This window comes from Ideonella livida, from assembly GCF_010499455.1.
Classification (GTDB): Bacteria; Pseudomonadota; Gammaproteobacteria; order Burkholderiales; family Burkholderiaceae_C; genus Ideonella; species Ideonella livida.
Genome location: NZ_JAAGOH010000045.1, coordinates 25,326 through 31,701 on the forward strand (window position 1 = coordinate 25,326; position 6,376 = coordinate 31,701).

A 6,376-nucleotide genomic window follows, 5' to 3' on the forward strand; every position below is an offset into this window, starting at 1 on the left:
TCAGCGCCCGCCCGCCTCTACTTGGAAGGTGCTGACCACGCCCGAGAGCCGGCCGGCCTGCTCGCGCAGGCTTTCGGCGGCGGCGGCGCTTTCTTCCACCAGCGCCGCGTTCTGCTGGGTCATCTGGTCGAGCTGGGTGATGGCGGCGTTGACGTCCTGGATGCCCTGGCTCTGCTCGGCCGCGGCGGCCGTGATCTCGCTGACCACATCGCTCACCCGCTGCACGCTGCCTACGATCTCGGTCATGGTCTGGCCGGCGTCACCCACCAGGCGGGTGCCGCTCTCCACCCGCTCCACGCTGGCGCCGATGAGGGTCTTGATCTCCTTGGCGGCGTCGGCGCTGCGCTGGGCCAGGCTGCGCACCTCTCCGGCCACCACGGCAAAGCCGCGGCCCTGCTCGCCGGCCCGGGCGGCTTCCACCGCCGCGTTCAGCGCCAGGATGTTGGTCTGGAAGGCGATGCCGTCGATCACGCCGATGATGTCGCTGATCTTGTGGCTGGCCTGCTGGATCTCCTGCATGGTGCTGACCACCTGGCCCACCACCTCGCCACCGCGGCGGGCCACCTCGGCCGCGGAGCTGGCCAGCTGGTTGGCGGTGCGCGCGGCCTCGGCGCTCTGGTGCACGTTGCCGGTGAGCTGGCTGATGGCGCTGGCGGTCTTCTCCAGGTTGGAGGCGGTCTGTTCGGTGCGCTGGCTCAGGTCGGTGTTGCCGCTGGCGATCTCGGCCGAGGCGGTGCCGATGCTGTCGGTGGCATGGCGCACCTGGCCCACCATCTGGCGCAGCGAGCTGGCCATGTGGCCCAGGGCGTCGATCAGGCTGCCCGGCGTGGCCCGCGGCAGCTGGGCCGAGAGGTTGCCGCCGGCGATCTGGGCCACCGCCGCGGCGGCCACCTGGGGATCGCCCCCCAGCTGGCGCAGCACGCTGCGCGCCAGCCACATGCCGATGGCGCCCAGGGCCAGCATCATCAGGCCGGTGAAGGCCAGGCCCTGCAGGGCGAAGGCCCGGACCTCGGCCTGCAGGTCGTCCATGTACAGACCGGAGCCCACGACCCAGTTCCAGCCGTCCACACGAATGATGTACTGCAGCTTGGGCACCGGCTCGGTCTGGCCCGGCCGCGGGAAATTGGTCATCACGAAGGCCTTGCCGTCGCGGCTGGCGGCCGCGCCGTCGATCAGGGCCTTGACGATGTCCACGCCCTGGCCGTCCTTGATCTTGCCCAGCATGGGCTGGCCGTCCCACTCGGGCTTGATGGGGTGCATCACGCCCTTGCCGTCCAGGCCCCAGATGTAGAAGTAGTCGGCCTTGCCGCCGTCGCCGCCGTAGCGGGCCACGCGCAAGGCGTTGGCCGCGGCGGTCTGCGCCTGCTCGGGGCTGAGCTTGCCGGCGGCGGCCTGCGCCTGGTAGGCGGCCACGATGCTGTGGGCCGACTGCACCGCGGTGACGAGCTGTTCCTCGCGCGCCTGCGTGGTGTGGCGGGCCAGCAGCCACAAGGCCAGGGCCCCGCAAATGGCCACGGCGGCCACGGCCGAGGCGACCAGCACCCAGACCTTCTGACGGAAAGTGAGGTTGTCGAGCATGTTCTCCTGTCTCCTGTCGTCGGTGTGTCTGTCGTCGTCTTGGTCCGTCCCGCAGGCGGTGCGCCCCCGCGGGCCGGCCAGTCGCTCAGCCCTGCAGCCGGAAGGCGCTGACCAGGGTGCCCAGCCGGCCGGCCTGCTCGCGCAGGCTCTCGGCCGCGGCGCTGGACTGCTCGACCAGGGCCGCGTTCTGCTGCGTCATCTGGTCCAGGTGCGAGACGGCTTGGTTGACCTCGCCAATGCCCTGGCTCTGGTCGGCCGCCCCGGCGGAGATCTCGCCCACGATGTCGGCCACCCGGCGCACGGACTGCACCAGCTCCTCCATGGTGGTGCCGGCCTGGCTGACCAGGGCACTGCCCGACTCCACCCGCTCCACGCTGGCGCCGATGAGGCCCTTGATCTCACGGGCGGCGTCGGCGCTGCGCTGGGCCAGGCTGCGCACCTCGCCCGCCACCACGGCAAAGCCGCGGCCCTGCTCGCCGGCGCGGGCGGCTTCCACCGCCGCGTTGAGCGCCAGGATGTTGGTCTGGAAGGCGATGCCGTCGATCACGCCGATGATGTCGCTGATCTTGCGGCTGGCCTGATGGATCTCGCCCATGGTGCCCACCACCTGCTGCACCACGGTGCCACCGCGCTGCGCCACCTCGGCCGCGGAGCTGGCCAGCTGGTTGGCGGTGCGCGCGGCGTCCGCGCTCTGGCGCACCGTGGTGGTGAGCTGCTCCATGGAGCTGGCGGTCTGCTCCAGGCTGGAGGCGGTCTGCTCGGTGCGGGCGCTCAGGTCGGCATTGCCCGAGGCCACCTCGTGGCTGGCGGTGCCAATGCTGTCGGTGGCCTGGCGGACCTCGCCCACCAGCCGGCGCAGGGCCTGCTGCATCTCGTCCATGGTGCGCAGCAACTCGGCGGTCTCGGCCCGGCCGGGGGCATGGATGACCTGGGTCAGGTCGCCCTGGGCGATGGCCCGGGCCACCGCCTGCACCGATTGCAGGGGCCGCGCCAGGCTGCGGGTGAGCCACCAGCCCGAGAGGACGGCCACCGCCACACAGGCCAGCAACACGCCCAGGAACCAGGCGCTGGCCCGGCCCAGCGTGGCCAGGGTGTCGGCCCCCATGGCTTCCTGGCGCGACTCCTGGTGGCGCACCAGATCGTCGGCCACCGCCACATAAGCCTTGGTCACGTCCACGAACTGGCCGGCGGCCACGGCCGTGGCCGTGGACCCCTGCTCCGCGGCGCCCATCAATTTTCCGCGGGCCGCCAGGTAGCGCTGGCGTACCTCGGTCAGGCGTGCCTGCACGGCCAACCCCTCGGGCGTGGTCTCCAGCTCAGCAAACCGCTTCTGGATGACGGAGGTGCGGGCGGTCACGCTCTTCATCTCGGCCTCGAAGAAGTTCTTCATCTCCGGCGTGGCCCCCATCCCCAGGGCCAGGGCGCGCTGGCTGTTGACCAGGATGTTCTGGCGCCACTCCCGGGCCAGGGCCAGGCGCTCGGCCTGCTCCCCCACCAGGGCCTCCGTGGTGGCTCTGACCTGCCCGGCCTGCACCACCATCACCCCCAGCAGGGCCAGCAACAAGGCCACCACGGCGCCATAAGCCAGGGCGAGCCGCTCACCCAGGCGCAAATTCTCCAACCACGTCATCGCGCACCTCGTACTGCTTGGCTGCGGCCCGCGAGGGCCACGACGGCGGGCGCGACGGCGCCCGGACTCCGCATCGGCACTGTGCCGCGCGGACTTGAAGGCCAAGACGGCAAATAGCCGGGACTAAGTCCGCTTGATGCCGCCTGCGCGGCGTTTGACATGGCCCGTCAGCGATGCCAGCCAGGGCGGGGACATACGTATCGAAATGAAAGCGACGTCTGTAAACCGTATCTGACCGCCCGCCCCGGAGGGACGCGACAGCCCCCCTGCGATGCGGGAATATTCCGCACCTGACGGTGGATCGCCGGTGTCTCCCCCCTACGGCTTGGGGGGCAACTTGACACCCCGGGCTGGCAAGGATCTTTGTGTCAGGCGACAATCCAACGTATCCAAAAGTTTCAATCTGCAAGAAGTCGAGTACACCATGGCCACCACGCTGTTCCGGACCGTCACCAGCCTCGCCACCTTTGTGGGCGCCTGCCTGCTGTCGCCGCTGGCCCACGCGGCGGTGACCTACACCCCGACCCAGGAAGGTGACGTCTACAACAACGGCGAGTCGGTGATCGTCAATTTCGACAACAAACCGTCGGGCAGCAGCAGCGGCCTGACCGGCGTCAGCAAGTGGTTCACCTACACCGGCGTGCCCACGGGCGCGCTCACCTCCTTCGCCAGCTTCTGCTTGGAGCCTGCCGTGCCGGGTTCGGACGGCCTGTACAGCGTGGCCAGCTACCAGTCGGGCAATGGCGTGAGCCTGAGCTACGGCACGCTGGAACGTCTGTTCGGCGCCGCCTTGGCGTCTGACGCGCTGAACATCGCCTTCAACGCCAATGGCGGCCTGAGCGCCACCAGCTTCACCACCAACCAGGCCGCCGCCTTGCAGGTCGCCCTGTGGGAGCTGCTGATCGACGGCGTGAACACCGCTTACAACCACACAGGCAGCTCGACCGACGACTTCGGCCTCTATGAAGACGAGCTGGACATCGCCACCGCGACCTCGGGCAACACGCTGGCCGTCTACAACTTGGCCCAGGACATCCTGGACAACTTCTACGACACCAGCTTCCAGGGCACCTCGGTCAAGGTCTGGCGCGCGTCCAGCACGGGCACCAATTCGCAGGATCAGGTCTTTGTGACCGCCGTGCCGGAGCCCACCACCTACGCCCTGTGGCTGGGCGGTCTGGGCCTGCTGGCCACGATGACCCGCCGTCGTCTGGACAAGCGCTGATCTGAACTGATCCGGGCCCGCGTGCGGCCCGGCAAGCCGGCCGTCGCCGGCTTTTTTTCGTCGTCATTCCCGGTGCCGGGGCCCAGCGGGGCCGCCTGGCCCAACCCGTCGCCCCAGGAACAGGAGTTTCCATGTCCACGATCAACCTCAGCACCGAGATCCACGTCCCAGAAGACCAAGCCGTCGTCTTCAGCGTTGACGCCATCCTGGCCAACGCCGGCTACACCGCCGTGGGTGCGGTGCTCGTCAGCGAGATCTGGTACATCGACCCCATCACCGGTGAGTTCAGCAACGCGGGCCTGATCTACTCCGCCGCCACCGGCGAGCTGACCGTGGACCCGGCCGTCATCGCCAACTGGAACGGCGCCTTCCCCTCGTTCAACTTCCTGTTTGACGCCGGCGACGGCAGCGACATCGAGCTGGAAATGAATGTCGTCGTGGACCCGGTGAACGACGCCCCCGACGGCACCGACTCCCTGACCTATCTGGACGTGGGCCAGTCCTACGTCTTCGTGCCCGACGACTTCGGATTCTTCGATGAGCACAGCTACCAGGACGCCGACGGCAACCCGGTGGTCAACGAGGCCGACCAGCCCGTCTCGCTCATCCTCAACTCGCTGCCCACCAACGGCACGCTGATGCTCAACGGCCAGCCGGTGGCCATCGGCGATGAGATCAGCTATGCCGACATCGCCGCCGGCCTGTTCAGCTTCGTGCCCGCCCCGGGCCAGAAGAACCAGACGGTGGGCTTCGACTTCCAAGTGCGCGACGATGGCGGCACCGCCCTGGGCGGTGTGGACACCGACCCGGTGCCCAACCACTACGACATCATCATCAGCGGCAACGGCGGCCCGTCCGGCGACTCCGAGATCTTCGTCGGCGACAAGGTCTGGCTGGACGCCAACGGCAACGGCCTGCAGGACAGCGGCGAAGCCGGCCAGGGCGGCGTGACCGTGAACCTGCTGGACGCCGCCGGCACCGTGGTGGCCAGCACCACCACCGCCAGCGACGGCAGCTACGTCTTCGCCAACATCGCCGCGGGCACCTACTCGGTGCAGTTCGTGGCCCCTGCCGGCTACGCCTTCACCGCCCAAGGCGCCGGTGCCTCGGCCGTGGACAGCGACGCCAGCACCCTGGGCCAAACCGGCAGCTTCACCGTGGTGGACGGCCAGGTCCGCACCGACCTGGACGCCGGCCTCATCCAGACCGCCACCCTGGGCGACACCGTCTTTGTGGACGCCGACGCCGACGGCGTGCAGGACGCCGGCGAGGCCGGCCTGGGCGGCGTGACCGTCACCCTGCGTGACGCCGCCGGCGCCGTGGTGGCCACCACCACCACCGACGCCAACGGCCAGTACCGCTTTGAAGTGCTGCCCGGCACCTACTCCGTGGGCGTCTCCGCCCCGGCCGGCTACAGCATCAGCCCCGCCGACCAAGGCGGCAACGACGCCGCCGACAGCGACATCGACGCCGCTGGCAACACCGCCGCCATCACCCTGGGCCAGGGCGACCACGTCACCACCGTTGACGCCGGCCTGTTCCAGAAGGCCAGCCTGGGCGACACCGTCTTCCTGGACGCCGACGCCGATGGCGTGCAGGACGCCGGCGAAGCCGGCAAGTCCGGCGTGACCGTCAACCTCAAGGACGCCGCCGGCACCGTGGTGGCCACCACCACCACCGACGCCAACGGCCAGTACAGCTTTGCCGACCTGACCCCGGGCACCTACTCGGTCGAGTTCGTCGCCCCCTCGGGTTACGTCTTCTCCACCGCCGCCACCGGTCCGGTCACCCTGGTCTCCGGCGAGTCCAACACCAGCCTGGACGCCGGCCTCATCCAGACCGCCACCCTGGGCGACACCGTCTTTGTGGACGCCGACGCCGACGGCGTGCAGGACGCCGGCGAGGCCGGCCTGGGCGGCGTGACCGTCACCCTGCGTGACGCC

General features: G+C 69.7%; 4 protein-coding genes. 2 read left to right on the top strand and 2 right to left on the bottom strand.

Translation table 11 applies throughout. The annotated features are described in order from the left end of the window. Together G3A44_RS21265 and G3A44_RS24205 are read right to left on the bottom strand one after the other, a co-directional pair. A complete protein-coding gene (locus G3A44_RS21265; protein ID WP_163459758.1) occupies window positions 1-1,578 on the bottom strand; it encodes a methyl-accepting chemotaxis protein in 1,578 nt (525 codons plus the stop codon). 85 nt (window positions 1,579-1,663) lie between these two features. Beyond that, on the bottom strand, window positions 1,664-3,208 hold the full coding sequence (locus tag G3A44_RS24205; RefSeq protein WP_163459759.1) for a methyl-accepting chemotaxis protein: 1,545 nt from the start codon (window positions 3,206-3,208) through the stop codon (window positions 1,664-1,666). Between the two features lie 424 nt (window positions 3,209-3,632). On the opposite strand from G3A44_RS24205, the gene G3A44_RS21275 reads away from it, so the two are divergent. After that, a complete protein-coding gene (locus G3A44_RS21275; RefSeq protein WP_163459760.1) occupies window positions 3,633-4,433 on the top strand; it encodes a PEP-CTERM sorting domain-containing protein in 801 nt (266 codons plus the stop codon). Window positions 4,434-4,564: 131 nt separating this feature from the next. Further along, window positions 4,565-6,376 (top strand): SdrD B-like domain-containing protein (locus G3A44_RS21280; protein WP_203561517.1); only part of this gene is annotated, 1,812 nt, incomplete at its 3' end.

Excerpts from the sequence above, each read along its gene's own strand:
- G3A44_RS21275 (WP_163459760.1), top strand. The coding sequence starts at position 3,633 with ATGGCCACCACGCTGTTCCGGACCGTCACCAGCCTCGCCACCTTTGTG.
- G3A44_RS21265 (WP_163459758.1), bottom strand. The coding sequence starts at position 1,578 with ATGCTCGACAACCTCACTTTCCGTCAGAAGGTCTGGGTGCTGGTCGCC.
- G3A44_RS24205 (WP_163459759.1), bottom strand. The coding sequence starts at position 3,208 with ATGACGTGGTTGGAGAATTTGCGCCTGGGTGAGCGGCTCGCCCTGGCT.